General features: G+C 45.1%; 18 protein-coding genes. 11 read left to right on the top strand and 7 right to left on the bottom strand.

From position 1 onward, the window contains the following. Positions 1-20 precede the first annotated feature (20 nt). Entirely contained in the window at positions 21-986 is a 966-nt protein-coding gene (locus U2P91_RS15105; RefSeq protein WP_322519940.1) for an ATP-binding protein, read from the bottom strand. Beyond that, positions 973-2,001, bottom strand: a complete 1,029-nt coding sequence (locus U2P91_RS15100) for a DnaD domain protein (protein ID WP_322519939.1) — start codon at positions 1,999-2,001, stop codon at positions 973-975. Before U2P91_RS15100 ends, U2P91_RS15105 begins: the two co-directional genes overlap by 14 nt. Positions 2,002-2,271: 270 nt before the next feature. On the opposite strand from U2P91_RS15100, the gene U2P91_RS15095 reads away from it, so the two are divergent. From U2P91_RS15095 to U2P91_RS15045, 11 genes are all read left to right on the top strand, one after another. Then, positions 2,272-3,549: a UDP-N-acetylglucosamine 1-carboxyvinyltransferase gene (locus tag U2P91_RS15095; protein WP_111888999.1), complete on the top strand. Its 1,278-nt coding sequence runs from the start codon at positions 2,272-2,274 to the stop codon at positions 3,547-3,549. Between the two features lie 175 nt (positions 3,550-3,724). After that, positions 3,725-4,513, top strand: coding sequence for an MBL fold metallo-hydrolase (locus tag U2P91_RS15090; protein ID WP_111889000.1), 789 nt, complete (start codon positions 3,725-3,727; stop codon positions 4,511-4,513). 28 nt (positions 4,514-4,541) lie between these two features. Next, on the top strand, positions 4,542-5,645 hold the full coding sequence (locus tag U2P91_RS15085; protein WP_322519938.1) for a S1C family serine protease: 1,104 nt from the start codon (positions 4,542-4,544) through the stop codon (positions 5,643-5,645). Positions 5,646-5,924: 279 nt separating this feature from the next. Next, complete coding sequence (locus U2P91_RS15080; protein ID WP_322519937.1) at positions 5,925-6,893, top strand: sugar-binding transcriptional regulator; 969 nt, start codon at positions 5,925-5,927, stop codon at positions 6,891-6,893. A 19-nt stretch (positions 6,894-6,912) separates the two neighbouring features. Next, positions 6,913-8,094 carry a sn-glycerol-1-phosphate dehydrogenase gene (locus tag U2P91_RS15075; protein WP_322519936.1) on the top strand — a complete coding sequence of 394 codons (1,182 nt, stop codon included), beginning with the start codon at positions 6,913-6,915 and terminating at the stop codon, positions 8,092-8,094. Positions 8,095-8,096: 2 nt separating this feature from the next. Further along, a complete protein-coding gene (locus U2P91_RS15070; protein ID WP_414732535.1) occupies positions 8,097-8,885 on the top strand; it encodes an HAD-IIA family hydrolase in 789 nt (262 codons plus the stop codon). 13 nt (positions 8,886-8,898) lie between these two features. Further along, positions 8,899-9,411: a transcriptional regulator GutM gene (locus tag U2P91_RS15065; protein ID WP_322519934.1), complete on the top strand. Its 513-nt coding sequence runs from the start codon at positions 8,899-8,901 to the stop codon at positions 9,409-9,411. A 169-nt stretch (positions 9,412-9,580) separates the two neighbouring features. Beyond that, positions 9,581-10,123 (top strand): PTS glucitol/sorbitol transporter subunit IIC, encoded by a 543-nt coding sequence (locus tag U2P91_RS15060; RefSeq protein WP_111889008.1) that lies wholly within the window; start codon positions 9,581-9,583, stop codon positions 10,121-10,123. Positions 10,124-10,125: 2 nt separating this feature from the next. Further along, on the top strand, positions 10,126-11,100 hold the full coding sequence (locus tag U2P91_RS15055) for a PTS sorbitol transporter subunit IIB (protein ID WP_322519933.1): 975 nt from the start codon (positions 10,126-10,128) through the stop codon (positions 11,098-11,100). Between the two features lie 34 nt (positions 11,101-11,134). Next, positions 11,135-11,491: a PTS glucitol/sorbitol transporter subunit IIA gene (locus tag U2P91_RS15050; RefSeq protein ID WP_111889010.1), complete on the top strand. Its 357-nt coding sequence runs from the start codon at positions 11,135-11,137 to the stop codon at positions 11,489-11,491. A gap of 48 nt (positions 11,492-11,539) precedes the next feature. Next, positions 11,540-11,815, top strand: coding sequence for an HPr family phosphocarrier protein (locus U2P91_RS15045; RefSeq protein WP_111889011.1), 276 nt, complete (start codon positions 11,540-11,542; stop codon positions 11,813-11,815). A gap of 52 nt (positions 11,816-11,867) precedes the next feature. Here the strand turns inward: U2P91_RS15045 and U2P91_RS15040 are convergent, their stop codons facing one another. The 5 genes from U2P91_RS15040 to nifE all read right to left on the bottom strand — a co-directional run bounded on the left by U2P91_RS15040 (position 11,868) and on the right by nifE (position 18,612). Next, entirely contained in the window at positions 11,868-12,683 is an 816-nt protein-coding gene (locus U2P91_RS15040) for a homocitrate synthase (RefSeq protein ID WP_111889012.1), read from the bottom strand. Continuing rightward, complete coding sequence (locus U2P91_RS15035) at positions 12,655-13,638, bottom strand: hypothetical protein (RefSeq protein ID WP_111889013.1); 984 nt, start codon at positions 13,636-13,638, stop codon at positions 12,655-12,657. The genes U2P91_RS15040 and U2P91_RS15035 overlap by 29 nt, the downstream gene beginning before the upstream one ends. A gap of 312 nt (positions 13,639-13,950) precedes the next feature. After that, positions 13,951-14,259, bottom strand: coding sequence for a 2Fe-2S ferredoxin (locus U2P91_RS15030; RefSeq protein WP_111889014.1), 309 nt, complete (start codon positions 14,257-14,259; stop codon positions 13,951-13,953). Between the two features lie 296 nt (positions 14,260-14,555). Beyond that, complete coding sequence (gene nifB / locus U2P91_RS15025) at positions 14,556-17,270, bottom strand: nitrogenase cofactor biosynthesis protein NifB (protein WP_111889015.1); 2,715 nt, start codon at positions 17,268-17,270, stop codon at positions 14,556-14,558. Then, the gene (nifE, locus tag U2P91_RS15020) at positions 17,263-18,612 is read right to left on the bottom strand and encodes a nitrogenase iron-molybdenum cofactor biosynthesis protein NifE (RefSeq protein WP_111889016.1); all 1,350 of its coding nucleotides are present in this window, start codon (positions 18,610-18,612) and stop codon (positions 17,263-17,265) included. The genes nifB and nifE overlap by 8 nt, the downstream gene beginning before the upstream one ends. Between the last annotated feature and the right edge of the window lie 2 nt (positions 18,613-18,614).

Genomic DNA, 18,614 nt, shown 5'->3' with positions numbered 1-18,614 from the left:
ATTAGCTGAGACCGGTTTTTTTATAAACGGCCCCGCCGGGCCTTGAGAATACGAATGTCTTCACCCAGAAAGGGAATCGTTTTAAAATAGCCAGAGATCCGTGAGGAAAGCCGTTCGTCATAAAGTGATTTTATTTTAAGCACTGTCAGATTGCTGGAAATAATCATCTTTTTTTCGGCATTAAGGCGGCTGTCGATGACCTCATAGAGCTGTTTTTGGCTGTATTCTGAAGAAAATTCAGCCCCCAGATCATCGATAATTAAGAGATCACAGAGCAGCAGTGGTTCATAAATTTCGGTCGAGGTTTTCTTTTCCCGGAAAAGTTGATCCTGAATGCTGGCGACCAGGTGAGCAGCGGTGACATAGACAATCCCATAGCCCTTTTCAGTGAGTTTGTTGACAATGCAATTGGACATAAAGGTTTTGCCCACGCCAGGCGGACCGACAAAAAGAAGCTGATCTTCAATCGTTTCAAAATTCTGACAATATTTTAACATATTTTGTTTAATGTTGAGGGCGTTGGACCGATGACTGGCAGTTGTAGAACCAATGGGCTGCTCTGAATAATAGTCGGAATTAAAGGTTTCAAAGGTTTCCCGTTGGGCCCGGGTTTTTAAGTCATAGCTGGAAAAACTGATTTCGGCCAGACATTGATTAAGACAAGAGCAAGGTCCTTCAGGAAGAATTCCTGAATCCTGACAAAGCGAGCAATAATACGAATGGCTTAGTAGAGCGGCCTTTTCTCCGGCAAAATCTTTTTTTCTGGTTTCAAGCGCACTCATTTGCTTTCGGATGGCAGCGGTTTTATCCAGTTCATTGGCGATGGTGGCCCGGGTCAGGGCAACTCCCAGGCGATTGATTTGATTATCCAGATCAGAAAGCGCGGGTATCTGACGATAGAGGGCTTCTTTTTTTTGGCGTTGTTTAAATTGGTAAGCATGTTGTTTTTTTTGTAGCAGGGCAAAGGCGGCATTATAGGTCTTCATCACTTATCTCCAGTTCCGGCCATAAATCCTCGGCGTAGTCAACTTCCATATCCAGGTAAGCCTGTTTACGGGAATCACTCATCGGTTCAAGGGCTTCTTTATGATCAAATTTGGGTTTTGGTTTGTCGTTTTTAATGTCTTCCAGGGTTTTAAAGCCCTGTTCGTGCCAATTTTTCAGGATCCCGTCAATATATTTCATATTCGGTTTATTGGTTCGGGATAAAGCCTGGACAATGATTTCCATGGAGAAACCGTAATTCTTAAACCAGGTGTCCATCATCTGTCGCTCAGAAACCATGGGGTTTCGTTGAATTCCCAGGTATTTAAAGATTTGATAATAGCTCGTTCGTTTATGGGCGGAGTCTTTGATATAAGCTTCGGCCTCAATATGATCCCGAACCTCGGCAGCATGAAAGCTTTTAGCGACAGTTTCCAGATAGGAGATCACCTGGGCCGGGGTAAAGGTGCGGTCTTTTTTATTGATCATATTAATGGAATACTCCACAATCAGGATCACCGCTTCCGGAGTGAAATTGTAGTCATCGAGCCAGCGCTTAAAAAGCAGGGTTTCTTTTTTGGTGATGGTCCGGCTTTCATACATATCCTGGATGGTGGTGTACATGCGTTGAATTCGGTCTTCGATGCTGTTGGAGGATTGCGTATTTCTAGGAATGGTGGTTTCCGGGATGGCTTCATTTTTATAGAGGATGGTGCCGGTGATATTATAAAAACGGACCAGTGCATCACGGGTGCCGGTGTATTCAATAGCGATAATTTTTTCAGATGCCCAATAATCCCAGGCTTTTTTTACGTCGGTCTCCAATAAATTCAGATCCTTGGCGATATCTTCATTACTGATCGGGGTCAGACCCTGATTAAAACATCGCTTTAAGCCATAAAGATAGACCTTGACGTAGTCCCCCCGAGCCATGGGCATGTAGTGATTAATAAAAATATTTTCAATGGGTGTTACACCCAGGTCATCATGGCTGGAAACTAATTCAAAACGATTCATTTTTTACCTCAAGTTATGGATTGATAATCTTTTTTACTTAAAATCTTTTAATTGTATAAATACAATGATGTTATTATATCACATCACATTTAATTTGTGAGGAATTCCTGTTTTCTTTAGGCCGAGAAAAGAATTCTTAAAGAGTATAAGAAAAACCGGCAGGCAGATAAAAAAATGGCATAAAAACTCAAGATTTCTTGATAAAAATGAAACTTATGATATAATTACCAATTGGATATTGCATATACACTTGCACTGAAAGGAATAAATATGGATGCTTTTATTATAGAAGGAGGTAACCCCCTACAAGGCGAGGTTACGATCTCCGGGGCAAAAAATGCGGTACTGGGAATAATTCCAGCTGCGGTGCTTTGTGCCTGCTCAAGTAAGATAGAAAATGTTCCCGATATTAAAGATGTTAACAAGATGATTGTTATTCTGGAAAAATTGGGCGCTGAAATATATAGAGAAAAAGATACTTTGATTATTAATACCGAAAAACCAATTTCATATGACGTATCGGAGTATGAAGAGGAAACGGGTCAAATGCGGGCTTCTTATTACCTGCTGGGCGCTTTATTGGGACGCTATCGCAAGGCGATTGTGCCATTGCCCGGTGGTTGTAATATTGGCGATCGCCCGATTGACCAGCATATCAAAGGCTTCCAGGCCTTGGGAGCAACCGTGGTGATTGAACATGGTCAGGTAAAAATGGAGGCACCAGAACTGAGAGGCGCCCATATTTTTCTCGACGTGGTCAGCGTCGGTGCAACGATTAACATCATGTTGGCGGCAGTCCGGGCTGATGGCAAAACAATTATTGAAAATGCCGCCAAAGAACCCCACATCGTTGATGTGGCTAACTTTTTGAACCTGATGGGAGCAAACATCAAGGGTGCGGGAACAGATGTTATCAAGATCGTTGGGGTTGAAGAAATGCATGGCTGCGAGTATTCAGTGATTCCGGATCAGATTACTACTGGTACCTATATGATGGCCGCAGCGGCCACACAAGGAGATATTTTAATAAAAAATGTCATTCCCAAGCATATGGAGGCGATCACGGCTAAACTCAGCGAAATGGGTGTTATTGTTATGGAAGAAGACTATGGGATTCGGGTTATCGGCAAGCACCCCTTAAAAGCGGTGAATGTCAAGACCATGCCGTACCCGGGCTTTCCGACCGATCTGCAGCAACCAATGGCCGTATTAATGACAATCGCCCAAGGTACTAGCACCATTACTGAAAGTATCTTCGAAAGCCGCTTTAAATATGTGGATGAACTGCGCCGGATGGGCGCCAATATTTCGATTAACAGCCGGACCGCGAGTATTATTGGGGTGGAAACCTTATCGGCTACTAAAATAAAAACCACCGATTTAAGAGCTGGAGCCGCCATGGTTATTGCTGGTTTGATTGCCGATGGTGAAACAAAAATCACTGAAATTATTCATATCGATCGGGGATATGAAAATTTACAGGAAAACCTGAGAAACCTGGGAGCTGATATTCGGCGAATTTCCGAGAAAGACCCTTCTTTTCTTTAGTTCGATTCTGACTGATGGAAGGAATTGGGAAAAGATTACCTTAAATCTCGTAAAGTTAGGTTAAGTCAGGTTTAAGCATCATTCGCTAGGATTAACCTAACAATTTGACTGGCCCCTGGTGCATTTAAATGGAATAGTTTTACATCGTTTTTTAAAATGAACAGGGGAGCAGCGATTGAAATTTTGTAGTCTATATAGTGGAAGTTCAGGTAACAGTTTATTTATCTCAAACAACAACACAAAGATACTCATTGATGCTGGGCTCAGTGGGAAACGGATCCAGAGTGCCATGGACCTTATCGCGGAGGATCTTCGAGAAATCGGCGGTATTATGGTGACCCATGAACACAGTGATCACATCCATGGGGTGGGGGTATTATCGCGCCGTTTTGACCTGCCGATTTATGCCAATGAAAAGACCTGGGAAGCGATGCTAAAAAGCCTGGGTAAAATCGCTGAACATAATATTAAAATCTTTGATTTTGAAAAACCATTTGATATTCAGGATCTTCAAATCAAAGCCTTTAAAACATCCCATGATGCAGCAGATTCAGCCGGATTTGTCATTTTTGACGGAAAAAAGCGGTTGGGAATTGCCACTGACTCCGGGATTATAACTCCAGAAATGCGCGGTGCCCTTAGTGGTTGCGATTTGGTGGTGCTGGAGTCTAATCATGACGTGTCGATGCTGGAAGCTGGATCGTATCCTTTTTATCTCAAGCAGCGGATAAAAAGTGATTTCGGACACTTATCCAATGAGACCGCCGGTGATTTGGCTTTGGCGCTGGTACAGGAAGGCACGAAGCAGTTGGTGTTGGCCCATCTCAGTCAGGAAAACAATTACCCCCTGCTTGCTTACGAAACTACCGCCCGGATATTATCAGAAGCTGGGATAGTTCTGGATAAGGATGTGAAACTTTGTGTGGCCAAAAGAAGTAGTGCCAGTGAGACAATTAACCTGTGAGATCTTCAACTAAGATTGAGGAGAAACGATGGATGACGATCTGAAAAAAGAAAAAAAGCCAAATTCTCTTATTATCGGTATGCTTGGTGCAATAGTTGGCGGTATAATTGTGGGCGCTTTATTCCTCGGTGTGGACTTTTTTTTCGACAACAGCACCGTGATACAAGGTGCTAAGAATGAAATTGTCGTTAACCAGGGATCGGCAGACTCGGTGGTTGAAGCGATCGCTCAAACTGTGCCGCCATCGGTGGTGGGGATTGAGACAACCGGAGTGGCTATGACCGCGTATGGTCCGCAAGAAGCAAGCGGGGTTGGTTCCGGTTTTATTTTAACCAGTGATGGCTATATTGCCACGAACCAACATGTTGCTTCAAATGATATTTCAGGCATGACCGTATCACTGGCTGATGGGAAAACGTATGACGCTAAACTGATTTGGTCGGATTCAACTCTTGATATGGCGGTTATAAAAATTGATGCAACGGATTTACCGGTTCTTGAACTGGGTGATTCAGACAATGTCGTTGTCGGCGAACTGGCGGTCGCAGTGGGTAATCCATTGGGGCTAAATTTTGAGCGAACGGTAACATCTGGCATTGTCTCTGCAATTAATCGGAGTATTCCTCTAGACAGTGGGTTGGCCGAAGACCTGATCCAAACCGATGCTTCAATTAATTCGGGAAATAGCGGGGGACCGCTAGTCGATAAAAATGGCAAGGTGATCGGTATTAATACCTATAAACTGACCACAGGTGAAGGCATGGGTTTTGCCATTCCGATTAATATTTTAAAACCAATTCTTAACGAGATTGTGGCAACCGGTAAGTTTGATGCCACTGTGATGGGAATCACTGGATATGATCGGGCGATTGCCGATTATTATGTCACCGACAGCAAGGTCGACTTTAATGAAGGGATCTATATCGCATCGGTGCAACAAGGCGGCGGTGCTGCCAATGCCGGACTGCTGGCTGGCGATATCATCAAAGAAATCAATGGGGTTAAAACCAATACTATGCTTAAGATGAAAGAAATTCTCTATGCAGTTGATGCGGGCGAGAAGGTGAGCGTTACCTTTGAGCGAAATGGCCAAAAACAGACAAAAGATGTGGTGGTTACATCAGGACAATAAAAAATGATCAAACAGGAGTCAATCATTCAATGATTGACTCCTGTTTTTTTCAGTGCTATAATCCTGACCAATGTTGTTTAAGATGGCGTAAAAATTAGAAGAAGCCCCATATGTTTACACATGTAAACATATGGGGCCTTTTTAGGTATTCTTTTTTACAAAAAACAACGAAATGATTGACTTTTCTATAAAAATAAATATAATAAGAATTATAGTTACAAAATTTCAGATGCGAATAAAAACAAAAGTAATTAGCCGGAAACAAGAGAGGTAATAAAAATGAAAAAGGTAGTTGATGATGAGCGTCTGATGGTGAAAATTTGTGAGATGTACTACAATCAGGATATTAATCAGAAGTTGATTGCCAAGGAATTGGGGCTTTCACGACCAACTGTGTCGCGGATTCTTCAGAATGCCAAGGCGCGCGGGATTGTCAAAATTGTCATCGATCCAATTTTTGGCAACAATTACGTGGATCTGGAAAAGAAACTGGAAAGCCGATATGGTTTAAAAGAGGTTTTTATCGTAGATAGCAAACAGGATAACCGGGATCAGAAAGATGAGTTGGCTAAGGCGACCGCCAATTATCTGGAACGATTGATCAAAGATGATACCATTATCGGGATATCAATGGGTTCTTCTATCGGTCAGATCTATCGTTTTGTGTCAAAGGGAACCATAAAGCGGGTGACCTTTATCCCGCTGATTGGTGGAATTGGACATCTGGGTATGGAACTCCACTCCAATACGATTGTGGAAGCTCTGGCCAAGGCTTTTGGTGGTGTTTCTTATTTGCTCCATGCGCCAGCTCGGGTATCAGGAGTCAAGATTAAAGAGGAGCTGATGAAGGAACCGGATATCAAACGGATCATTAAAATGGGCGATGGCCTGGACGTGGCGGTAGTTGGAATCGGGGTTCCTAATCGTGGTTCGGCCATTATGTCCACCGGTTATTATGATGAAAAGGATATGGAAACAATGCGTCAGAAAAATGTGGTGGGGGATGTCTGTATGCAGTTTTTTGATATCAATGGTAGCACCGAACCATTTGCTGCCGACAATTGTGTGATTGGGGTTGATATTAAAAAGCTGCGACGGGTTCCACATTCGATTGGGGTTGCCAGTGGTCCTGAAAAAGCGCTGGCTATCCAGGGTGCCATAAAAGGCGGGTATATAAATGTTTTAGTTACTGATGCGGAATGCGGAAAAAAACTACTGGCGATTGAGCAAGCATCGGAACGGGTTTAAAAAAGAAAGAAGCGTAAAAATGAATGAAATTTTAAAAATGTCTATGAATGAAATGGCAGAAGCAGATTTTGATTGCTCATGTGGACGACACCACACGCTGTCGATAAAAAAAATCGCCATTGGCAAAGGTGTAATTCAGCAATTGCCCGATATTGCAGCAGAATTCAAGGGAAAACAACTCTACATGATCAGCGATAACAATACCTGGAAGGCGGCTGGCGAGCAGGCCTTTAAAATTTTGAGTGATTCCAATTTTGAGGTAAAAAGCCATCAGTTTGAAACCGGTACAGAAATACTTATTCCCGATGAATTAGCAATGGGAAGAATGCTTCTGGAAATGCCTCTGGGCACCGCTTTAATTGTCGCTGTGGGTTCTGGTACGCTTAATGATATGGCCAAATACCTGTCATCGCGGACCGGGATTCCCTATATTATTGTGTGTACGGCGCCATCGATGGATGGGTATGTCGCCGATGGGGCACCATTAATCTGCAACGGACGAAAAATATCCTATGTGGCAACTTTGGCCTACGGCGTGGTTGGTGACACCGATATTATGAAACAGGCACCCATGCATATGATTCATGCCGGGCTGGGCGATGTACTGGGAAAATTAACGGCGTTAACTGACTGGTCGTTGGCAGTTGCGATGATTGATGAATACCGATGTGAGACCTGTGTTAAATTGGTTGAGGAAGCCCTGCGAAAATGCATTGAGTTTGCCCCAGCCCTAAAAGAACGAAATGAGGAAGCAATTCTCTACCTGATTGAAGCCTTGACATTAACTGGGGTGACCATGGCCATCGTTGGTGTATCGCGGCCGGCGTCCGGTTCGGAACACTTGCTTTCACATTACTGGGAAATGGATTTTATCGCCCGTCACAAATACCCGGAACTCCATGGGGTAAAGGTCGGCATCGCCACCCCCATCGTAGCCGAAATTTATCAGCTGCTAGACGATGAGCTACCACCAGAAACGAAGGCCCTGGCTCCCCAACGTGAAGTCGTGGAAGCTCTTTTAGAAAGTGCCGGAGCGATGATTTCCCCAAAAGAAGTTGGCATCGACCGGGATCTTTTTTATCGCAGTTTAATGGAGGCGAATACAGTACGTAAACGTTATAGCGTTTTTCAGTACGCAAAAGATAAAGGGCGATTAGAAGAAATCGCCGGGATAATCACCGAAAGGATTTACGGAAAATGATCATGCCAAAAAAAGAAGCGCTAAAAGATGTTAAGTTATTTGCCCTGGATATGGATGGTACGGTTTATCTGGGAAATGGTTTAATCGACGGAGCACTGGACTTTATAAAAGAATTGCGAGCCCGAAAAAAGGATTTTATTTTCATCACCAATAATTCATCCCGAGTGCCCAGCTTTTATCAGGAAAAATTAAAAAAAATGGGCTGTTTTGTAGAAGCAGATCGGATCATCACCTCTGGAGATGTGACCATTGAATATTTAAAAACGTATCACCCCGGACAATCGGTCTATTTAATGGGTACACCGCTGTTGGAAGAGAGTTTTAGACAACACGGCATCAATCTGGTCCAGGAACAGCCAGATGTAGCAGTGGCCAGCTTTGATACCACCCTGACCTACGAAAAGCTGGAGAAAATCTGTACCTTTATTTTAAATGGCGCAGTTTTTTTATCGACCCATGTGGATTTAGTTTGCCCTACGGAAACCGGTTTTATTCCCGACTGCGGTTCCATGTGTGCCCTGATTACCAAATCCACCGGTGTGGAACCCAAATATTTAGGTAAACCCTTTGCTGAAACGATGGAGATGATTCTGTCCATTACCGGGCATAAAAAAGAAGATGTGGCCTTTGTCGGAGACCGGATCTATACTGATGTGGCCACCGGCGTCAACAACGGCGGTAAGGGTTTTTTAGTGCTGACCGGGGAGACCAAAATAGCGGATATAAAAAATTCAGATGTGGTTCCGGATTGCGTTTTTGAATCGCTAAAGGAAATGACAGACTACTTATAAAGGAGGGAATCATTTGATTTATTTAGCATTGGTCGCGTTTGTGATGATGATCTTACAGAGTGGATTAACTTATTTTCAGTATAAAAATTATCAGCAGGCGGTCAATAGTCTGTTAAGTCAGGGAACCATACTGGGTATTGGTTTACGTAAGGGCGGTTTTCGTTTAAAAGGAGGGGCGATTATTGTTTTAGCCATGGATTGTCGTAGCGGACGTATTTGTGGGTGTAAGAAACTAGAAGGGATCGCCCTATGGAAGCGGTTTTTAGAAACCGATTATTATAATGGCCTGTCGCTATCAGAAATTCGCGAGGTAGGTCTGGCAGAAGATCTAAAGATTAATAAAAAAAGACGAATAAAGGAACCATATGCACCCAATGGTTTGGATAAAAAAAGAAAAAAAGGGGCCTTGATTCAGGCCGTTGAAGCCATCGATAAGCGATTGGAAAAGGACGTAAAGAATGCACAATATCTTAAAAGACGGGAAACCGAAAGAGCGATGGGAAACAAACAGCCCAGATCAACATAAACTGCTTTGATAAAATAGTGCGCTGTAAACGTTATAATTAATAAATAGAAATAGAACAAGGAAAGAGATAAAAATTGCGCGCTGGGTGAGCGTCAAAGATACAGCGGCAACAGGTATTGGTAATCATTTTTGTCAGGCTTTAAAATAATAATAAAGGGAGAACTTATTTATGGAAATACTAGCAAGTATCGGCAATCATTTTTATGGCTTATATCAGGCGGGTGGTCAATTTCTGATGATCTATATCACTGATTTTATCCCCTGGATTCTTTTGATGATCACATTTATGCACATATTATTTAAACTCATTGGCTTGGAACGGATTGAAAAATTAGCAAAATTATTGGGGAAAAACCCCATCACGCGATGGTCCCTGATGCCCATGCTATGCATGATGTTTTCAGGAAACCCGATGACCTATCCCTATGCCCGTTTTTTACCGGAAAATCAGAAAGTTGCTTTTTTTGATGCTTCTATTTCATACTGTCATCCGGTTACCGGTTTGTTTCCCCATGCCAACCCGGGGGAATTATTTGTTTACCTGGGTATCGCCACGGGGGTTTTTCTGGCCGGATATGATTTAGGATTTTTGGCTATTTCTTATTTCCTGATTGGTATTTTAATTGTCTTTATTCGCGGTTTAGTAACTCAGCTTATTTATAATGCCAAATACAAGAAAAAATACGGCACAGCAGAAAAGAAGGAGGCGTAAGCATGTTTAAAGCAGTTAAAATTGAAAAGGGTCATGGCGGCTGGGGTGGTCCACTGGTTATACAGCCGACGGAAAAGAAGGATAAGATTGTCTCCATTACTGGCGGCGGAATTGATCCGTTGAGTAAACGAATTGCCCAGATTACTGGTGCAAAAGCCATTGATGGCTTCAGTAACGGTGTGCCTGATGATGAAATTGCCTGTGTTGTCATCAATTGTGGAGGCACTTTACGATGTGGGGTTTATCCCAAAAAAGGCATTATGACCGTCAACATTACGCCAGTCGGACAGTCGGGTCCACTGGCAGAGTATATTAAAGAAGAGATCTATGTGTCAGGGGTTGTTGATAAAGGGATTAGCTTGGCAGATGGTTCTGAGGTGGCTCCTGAAACAGAAGCGGTGGTTGAAGTGGTCGTTGAAGCGGTTACGGAGCATCGCTCAGATGATAACTGGGTAGCCAGAGGTGGTAAAGCCTTGGCCGGCTTTGCCACAAAATGTGTCCAGGGCGGTAAGGAAGCCGTTGACATTACAATTAAGGATATTCTTCCGTTTATGGCTTTTTATGCTTTACTGCTGGGGATCATTATGTATACCGGCCTGGGGAATTTAATGGCCGTTTATGTTTATCCCTATTTGGGAACACTGCCCGGCTTGTTGATTCTGGTTGTCATTTGTGCGTTACCGATGATTTCGCCTCTGGTTGGTTCAGGTGCATTAATCGGTCAGGTTTTAAGTGTCCTGGTTGGACTGGGTATCGCTTTAGGAGCCTTTCCAGTTTATCTGGCACTGCCGGCGTTTTTTGCTGTAGATGCACAGGTGGGCTGTGATTTTATCCCGGTGGGATTATCGATGGGAGACGCCGAAAGCGATACTGTGGATATTGGTGTGCCATCGGTGCTATTATCCCGTTTGATTACCGGCCCCATCGCGGTTGTGATTGCCTACTTTTTTGCGATGGGCATGTATGGACTTCTATAAATATGTTTATATAAAATAAAAAGGGGAACAAAGAATGTATAAAACAATCATAACTGAAATTGGGCCAATGGCTTATGAATTGATCGGCGGGGGGATGCTGGTAGTATTTAATGAAAACGCCCCGGCAGCATTAAGAGAGATGTCCGTCATGCATACCATCGAATCCTTGCGTCATCCAGTTAAGGTGGATGATATTGTGGTGTTTGGCGATCAGGAGTACTTAGTGACAGCTGTGGGTCATGAAGCGAATAACACCTTGGATACTATGGGGCATTGCACATTTTGCTTTAACGGAAAGAGTGAGGTTCAAATTCCGGGACAGATTGAATTATCAGGTGATGGAGTACCAACGCTAGCGATTGGATGCGGTTTTCATATTTATTCAACCTGATAAAGAATAAAAAAGAAAGGAATGAAGGATTCATTAACAGGTAGTCATATGCATGCAAAACAGGTTACCATTATTAATCCCACCGGCTTACATGCACGACCGGCGGCAGAGTTTGTCCAGAAGGCTGGAGCGTTCAGAGCAAATATCCAGATCAAAAAAATGGATGAGGATCCAGCAACAGGTGATGCAAAATCGCTACTGGGGATTATGTCAATTGGTTTGGGCCAAGGGGATACGATTGAAATAAGTGCCGAGGGTGAGGATGAAATGCTGGCGGTGGAAACTCTGGTCGCCCTGGTTGGCAGTGGGTTTGGAGAAGTGTAATGATTCTAAGACGTTAAAAAAACACCGTCAGGTGTTTTTTTAACGTTTAAAATCAGGCATAAAGCAGTTTGCTTTTATAGATGATCGATTTTAAATCGGTCTGACACCATTGGAGTTCCTCCAAACTGATGCCGAAGTCCAGTTGCCCCTGGGTAGCGATCAGGAGATGCTCAAGGTTGCAGTTGCCGGCCCGCTCGCCGATCCCAAAGAGGGTGGAATCGGCATATTTAGCCCCGCAGCGAAGCCCCTGGATGGAATTGGCGACAGCCATGCCGAGATCGTTGTGCATGTGTACCTCAATGTCGATGTTGGGGGGGATTCGGCTGATGGTGGCCTTGCAGAGGCTGGGTGACATGATCCCCACGGTGTCCGAAAAACGCAGGGTAGTGGCGCCCAGATCCCGGGCCGTTTCAACCAGTTTAACAACAAAATCCCAATCGGCTCGGGAGGCGTCCTCCAGGCCGATGGTCAGTTCTCTTTTGGCGGTGTGGATGGCCGCGGCACAGGTACTTAGAGTTTCTAACACCTGGGAGCGGCTTTGACGCAGTTTTTCGCGAATCAGCAGATCCGAAGCGGGGACACAAACGTGAATAATATCGGCACCACAGCCGATGGATTGGTCAATATCAGAGAGACTCATCCGATTCCAGCCAATAATCTGAGCCTTTTTACAGGCCAGCTTGATTTTTTCAAAGGCCCGGCATTCTTCTTTACCCATGGCGGGGGTACCGGCTTCGATCCGGGTAACCCCCAGGGCATCGAGAGATTTGGCGATGGTGACTTTTTCCCGGACGGAAAAGGCCATTCCCGGGCTTTGTTCACCGTCTCTTAAGGTGGTATCAACAATATATTTCTGTTTTGATGTCATTCTGGACCTCGCTGGCAAGGGTTCGCAGTTCCAGTTCGGACAGGTTTCGGCCGAGCTGGGTGCAGCGTCCTTTGATTTGTTTTAAAATGGAATGGGCCATCGATTCGGATAAATCTGAATCGTTTAATTTATACAACAGGCTTTTCCGACCAGAGTGTTTGCCTAACACAATTTCACGTTGGTTGCCGACGGTTTGGGGATTAAAGGGTTCGTAGGTACGGGGATTTTTTAACACCCCATCGACATGAATCCCGGATTCCACCTTAAAAATATCGGCTCCGATGATGGCCTTCATTTTTGCCACCGGCTGGCCGGCAAGTGCTTCATAAAGGTGGCGCAGTTCACTTAAAACCGATAAGTCACCGCTAAACGTGTGGGGCAAATGGAGCTTCAGTCCCATCAGTACTTCTTCCAGCGGTGGAAAATTATGGTGGTTGGTAAAACCGCAACTGATGCTCGTTCCGCCGGCCAACACCCATTCCAGGGCGATGGCCGTGGCGCAGTGCTGCTGGTTGCTTGGGCAGAGGTCCAGGGTTTGGGCACCGCTGCCTAGCAGGGCTTTAAAAATTGACGGATAGTCTCGGGTCATCAGGTCTTCCAGCCCGGTGATGCGGATCTTTTGATGCTGATAGGGATCTAATTGGCCAACAGAAATGTTTTTTTGCACCAGATCATTGGGCTCCAGCTTCCAGAGGGGTTTCGGTTCGTTCATCCCGGGGCTGCCTGAAGCGAGGGACTCGGGATGAATCTGGGTCAGAAAAAAATTTCGGTTCCCCAACCATTGCTTCAAACCGCAAGCATTAGCCGGAAAACCCAGCCGGGAAAGCAGATCCGGGGTTAATTCGATTTTTGTGACCCCACAGGTAAAAAGCAGGTCACAGAAATGGTTAAGATCCCGGGTGGTCATTCCGGCCGTATTAAAGGTTGTCAAGGTCCGATCAATAATAGTAACCATTTGTGTACCCCGCTTTCGTTTGTTTTAATTAAAGATTGATGCTGCCAATGTAAGGGCAGCATCAATCGGTGAAGTATAAAAACAGAAGATTAGCCAAGTACCGACAATTGTTACATCATGTTGTTTGCATCGGAGCGAACCGGTTGATAAACCTGTCCGATTCTTCGCGAAGGCAACGAGCCAATCATAAGCTTGATTATAGTTGGCGACTGCCCGCGACCAATGCGAAAGGAGCACAGCGGATTTCGCATGGTGCAGCAAACAACAGATTAACAATTGGTCGGTACGGTAGTTTGGCACTACCCAAGAGGGTTAAATAACCAGGTCTTCGACCACCTTGCCGCCTTCGACGTGCTCGTCCATAATCCGTTCCACATCGTCCACGGTGACCTTGCCATACCAGACGCCTTCGGGATAAACGACCACGATCGGGCCCTTGTCACAGATCCCGAAACAGCCGGTGTTGTTTAGCATCACGTCGCCCGATAAATCCCGTTCGTCGATTTCTTCAAGAAAGGTCTGCAGGATTTTCACTGAATCCTGTTGAAAACAGTACCCTTTTTGGGTGCCGTTGATCCGGCAGCTGGTGCAGATAAAAAGATGATGTTTGGGACTAACCATTTTAAATTCCTCCTGATCGTTTATAATAGTTTTAAATAATGATGATAACTGTCAACTTAACTGACAGATAGCCTGTCTAAAAAGTTAACCCAGTACCGACAATTATTACATCATGTTGTTTGCATCGGAGCGAACAGGTTGATAAACCTGTCCGATTCTTCGCGAAGGCAACGAGCCAATCATAAGCTTGATTATAGTTGGCGACTGCCCGCGACCAATGCGAAAGGAGCACAGCGGATTTCGCATGGTGCAGCAAACAACAGATTAATAATTGGTCGGTATGGTAGTTAGCAATGCTAGAAATTACCGGCGGTGCGCAGTTCGGACTTTAAGATTTCCTGGGCTGCCGTTTTAACAGCATCTTCAATGCGGTCGTAGGTTGAGATGACCTTGATGCCCTTGCTTTCCAGCCGTTTGGTGGGCAGATCACCAATGCGCATAGTGATGGCGCCGTCGCAGTCATTTAGAGCTTTTAGAATGGTGCCGATCTTATCTTCTTTTTCGTCGCATTCTTCGGCGCCCGTGCAATACTTGCCGATTACCCGTTTTTCTTTAAACCGGACCTCATCGTCAAGGTAGTCATAGATATAAAGCTCTGAAGCCTGGCCGAAATGCTGGTCCACCAGCATCCCGCCTTTAGAGGTGATCGCAAAGCGCAATCCCGTTGGTGCTGCCAGAATCATTTCATCTTTTTTAGCTTCAGTTTCCCGGAAATTCAGGGAGATATCACTATCCAGTTTGCCGATGGCATCGGCCCGGCATTGTTTGCAGTGATACATCTGTTTTAAATGAACCCCGCATTTATCGCGAATCGCATTAATTTCGTGGTTGGTGGCAATTTGCAGATCTTCAAAGGCGGAACCTTTAACCGGAATCAGGGGCATCACATTGGAGATAAAGCAGCCCAACTCTTTTACCGTTTTGACCACTTCTTCGATGTGTGTATCATTGATTCCCATCAGGGTGACAGTATTGATTTTGACGATTACCCCTTCATCGATCAGGAGCTTGATCCCTGAAAGCTGGTTAGCCAGTAAAATAGAGGCACCGGCTTCGCTACGGTAGCGGTTCCCCATAAAATCGACATGTTTGTAGATCTTGGCACCGATGGCCGGGTCAACCGCATTGACGGTGACGGTAACGTGGGAAACACCCAGTTTTGCCAGTTCTTTGGCATAGTAGGGCAGCATTAAACCATTGGTGGAGACGCAGAAGGTAACAGAGGGGTCATAGTCATGGATCAGGGTCAGGACCTTTCTCGTTTCTTCAAAGTTTGCCAGGGCATCTCCGGGGCCGGCAATTCCGACGACGGTGAGGTTTTCCACCTTTTCTTTAACCAGTTTATATTTTTCAAAGGCCGCTTCCGGGGAAAGAATTTCAGTAGTCACGCCGGGACGGCTTTCATTGGGGCAATCAAATTTACGAACACAGTAGTTACACTGAATGTTGCATTTAGGAGCAATGGGGAGGTGCATCCGGGCGTTTTTCTGGGAGGCACCGCAGCTATAGCAGGGATGATTGGCGGTTTTTTCTTCAATGGTTTGGGCTTGGGGTGTTAACGGGTTATTTGTCTTTATTTTTTCCAGCACTTTCATGTTAGCTTCCGTTTCCGGCTCTAATCCGTATTTGGATTTTGGTCCTTCATTATAGTAGGTGTTATATAGGGTTTCCCGGAAACCGCCTTCCACCGCTTTAAGAATGGTGTTGGTGATCAGGTCCAGGAGCACCTGGGAACCTTCATAGCCCAAGGTCCGAACCCGCTGGCCGCCGACGCGGTCATGGATTGGAAAAGCACAGCGGATGAGTGGAATCCCGTGTTTTTCTTCAATCCGGCGGCCGTCGGAATTTCCCAGCATCAGGTTAGCACCGAGTCGCAGGGCTTCTTCTTCAATGGTTTCAAAGTCGACATCATTTAGGATCACGTAATTGTCAACAAAAAGAACATCGGCCAATTTGGAAAGCTCGGCTTCGATTTTTCCTTTAAGCTGGGGACAATTGGAACCAGTAGCCGCGATCACCGGCATCACCCCATTTTCACAACAGAGTCGGACTGCCGAAACGACAAAATCCGGTTCACCGAAGATGGCAATGCGACCCAGGGCGTTGTATTTATGGGAGTCGACCATGCCATCAAGGTAACGACCGCGTTCCTTAGCAATTTTTTCAGGAATGGCTTTTTTTGACAATTCAGCTAAGAGATCGATTAAGGCATCAGTATCACGGAGTCCCATCGGTAGGTTCAGGCGTTTGTAAGGAACCCCATAGTTTTCATACAGGTAAACCCCGGGAGATTCATCGGGCTTGATGGTATCAGAGATTTCGATGGTGGCCCGGGCGCCAGCCATTTTCTGGATTTCCGAAATCGGGGTACCATGCATCGGCAAACGATAATAACTGCTCTGATGGACGCCGTCGAGATTTTCGGAAAGATCTGGCAAAAGAATATATTCCAGTCCAAACTGGTCCAGTAGATCGATTAAATAACGGGTATCCGCCGGGGAAATCATCGTGGTGACGATATTGACCTTATTGTGTTTGGTGGCGTCCATCTCAACATGGGAGACAATCGCTCGCAGCGCCCGGGTAAATCCTTCAAATTGGGTACCGCCGTACCCAGCCGATTTAACGGGAATAATTTTTACCGTTTCGTCAGGATGAGCGGCGTAAAAATTCTTGATGATATATTCAATATCTTCACCAATGGTTTCGGCCAGACAGGTGGTCGAAACGCCGATGACCTCAGGTTCATACAATTTAATCAGATTTTCCAGCCCGATAATCAGATTTTTCTCACCGCCGTAGACAGTGCCTTCTTCAGTGAGGGAAGAAGAAGCAATATCAACCGGTTCATTGTAATGAGTGGCCATGTGGCGGCGGATATAGGTGCTGCATCCCTGGGAACCATGGAGGATATTCATACATTTTTGAATACCGTAGAAGGCATTGGCGGTTCCCATCGGCATGCACATTTTACAGGGATTGACATTTAGGTTGACTAAATTTTTAGACATTTTTCATACCTCCTATGACTTCCCAGACAGGACTGTTCATTGACAGATTGATTTCTGAGGCGAAGTTCAGGGTGCCTTCGTAGCCTGCCAGGGGATGCTTGCGTTCATGGTTATGATCACAAAAGGCGATGCCCAGTTTATAGGCCAGCGGCCGTTCCTTGACGCCGCCTACTAATATATCGGCTCCCATTTCTTTCATAAAGGCTTCCAGTTCAGCCGGGTTGGCGTCGTCTAAAATGACGGCGTCTTCGTCGACCAGATGTTGGATGACTTCATAATCATCCTTGCTCCCGGTTTGGGTGCCGACCATCACGGTATTCATGCCAAATTCGTGAAACTGGCGGATCAGGGAGATTGCTTTAAAGCCGCCGCCGACATAGATAGCGGCTTTTTTTCCTTCAAGATTATTACGATATTTATTTAAAAGAGGGATGACTCTATTTTTTTCTTCTTCAATAAAGGCTTTGGCTCGCGTAATGACTTCTTTATCACCGACGGCATAGGCAATCCGCATCAGTGAATCGGAGGTGTCGGTCACACCAAAAAAACTAACTTTGATAAAAGGGATTGAGAAAACCTCTTCCATCTGTTTAGCCAGGTAGGTCATCGAACCGGCACATTGAACCAGATTGAGTTGGGCCGCGGGGGCTTTTTTGAGATCTTCGACTTTGGCATCGCCAGTAATATTAGCAACCACTTCGACGCCGATTTGTCGTAAATAATTTTTAATAATCCACATTTCCCCGGCCAGGTTAAAATCGCCGAGAATGTTGACACCGTGCGTTTTTTTAGGTAAGAATTTGGGGGTAACCAGGCTCATAATAGCGTTGCAGGCCATCTTATAGCCGGTTTTTTTGGTTCCCGAGAACCCTGGTGATTTAACTGGAATCACACGAATTTGGTATTTTTCTTCGGCTTCGCGACAGACAGCGTCAATGTCATCACCGATAACACCAACAATACAGGTGGCGTAAATAAAAATAACTTTGGGTGAGTGGATAGCCATGACTTCATCAACAGCAGCAGCTAATTTCTTTTGTCCACCAAAGATAACATCGCGTTCGCGTAGATCCGTTGAATAACTGTTTCGATAGCCTTCTTCGTCACTGGATAGACTGCCGCGAATATCCCAGGTATAGCTGGCACATCCAATCGGGCCATGGATAATATGGAAGGCATCGGTGATGGGGTTCAAAACAACCCGGGCCCCACAGAAAACACAGGCTCGTTGACTGACGGCCCCTGAGACACTTGCTGACTCACACTTGATTCCGTCTCCGCTGCATTCCGAAAAACGGATTGACTGGGCTCTTTCTGGTAAAATTGCCGCATCATTTTTCATTT

It is taken from the genome of Acetobacterium sp. K1/6, from assembly GCF_034438075.1.
In the GTDB taxonomy this organism is placed as follows: domain Bacteria; phylum Bacillota; class Clostridia; order Eubacteriales; family Eubacteriaceae; genus Acetobacterium; species Acetobacterium carbinolicum.
The sequence above is the reverse complement of the archived record's forward strand: the minus strand, read 5'-3'. Positions and strand labels throughout refer to the sequence as shown.

Excerpts from the sequence above, each read along its gene's own strand:
- nifB (WP_111889015.1), bottom strand. The coding sequence starts at position 17,270 with ATGTCTAAAAATTTAGTCAACCTAAATGTCAATCCCTGTAAAATGTGC.
- U2P91_RS15040 (WP_111889012.1), bottom strand. The coding sequence starts at position 12,683 with ATGACATCAAAACAGAAATATATTGTTGATACCACCTTAAGAGACGGT.
- U2P91_RS15085 (WP_322519938.1), top strand. The coding sequence starts at position 4,542 with ATGGATGACGATCTGAAAAAAGAAAAAAAGCCAAATTCTCTTATTATC.
- U2P91_RS15045 (WP_111889011.1), top strand. The coding sequence starts at position 11,540 with ATGCATGCAAAACAGGTTACCATTATTAATCCCACCGGCTTACATGCA.
- nifE (WP_111889016.1), bottom strand. The coding sequence starts at position 18,612 with ATGAAAAATGATGCGGCAATTTTACCAGAAAGAGCCCAGTCAATCCGT.
- U2P91_RS15050 (WP_111889010.1), top strand. The coding sequence starts at position 11,135 with ATGTATAAAACAATCATAACTGAAATTGGGCCAATGGCTTATGAATTG.
- U2P91_RS15070 (WP_414732535.1), top strand. The coding sequence starts at position 8,097 with ATGCCAAAAAAAGAAGCGCTAAAAGATGTTAAGTTATTTGCCCTGGAT.
- U2P91_RS15060 (WP_111889008.1), top strand. The coding sequence starts at position 9,581 with ATGGAAATACTAGCAAGTATCGGCAATCATTTTTATGGCTTATATCAG.
- U2P91_RS15105 (WP_322519940.1), bottom strand. The coding sequence starts at position 986 with ATGAAGACCTATAATGCCGCCTTTGCCCTGCTACAAAAAAAACAACAT.
- U2P91_RS15095 (WP_111888999.1), top strand. The coding sequence starts at position 2,272 with ATGGATGCTTTTATTATAGAAGGAGGTAACCCCCTACAAGGCGAGGTT.
- U2P91_RS15035 (WP_111889013.1), bottom strand. The coding sequence starts at position 13,638 with ATGGTTACTATTATTGATCGGACCTTGACAACCTTTAATACGGCCGGA.
- U2P91_RS15075 (WP_322519936.1), top strand. The coding sequence starts at position 6,913 with ATGAATGAAATTTTAAAAATGTCTATGAATGAAATGGCAGAAGCAGAT.
- U2P91_RS15055 (WP_322519933.1), top strand. The coding sequence starts at position 10,126 with ATGTTTAAAGCAGTTAAAATTGAAAAGGGTCATGGCGGCTGGGGTGGT.
- U2P91_RS15030 (WP_111889014.1), bottom strand. The coding sequence starts at position 14,259 with ATGGTTAGTCCCAAACATCATCTTTTTATCTGCACCAGCTGCCGGATC.
- U2P91_RS15080 (WP_322519937.1), top strand. The coding sequence starts at position 5,925 with ATGAAAAAGGTAGTTGATGATGAGCGTCTGATGGTGAAAATTTGTGAG.
- U2P91_RS15100 (WP_322519939.1), bottom strand. The coding sequence starts at position 2,001 with ATGAATCGTTTTGAATTAGTTTCCAGCCATGATGACCTGGGTGTAACA.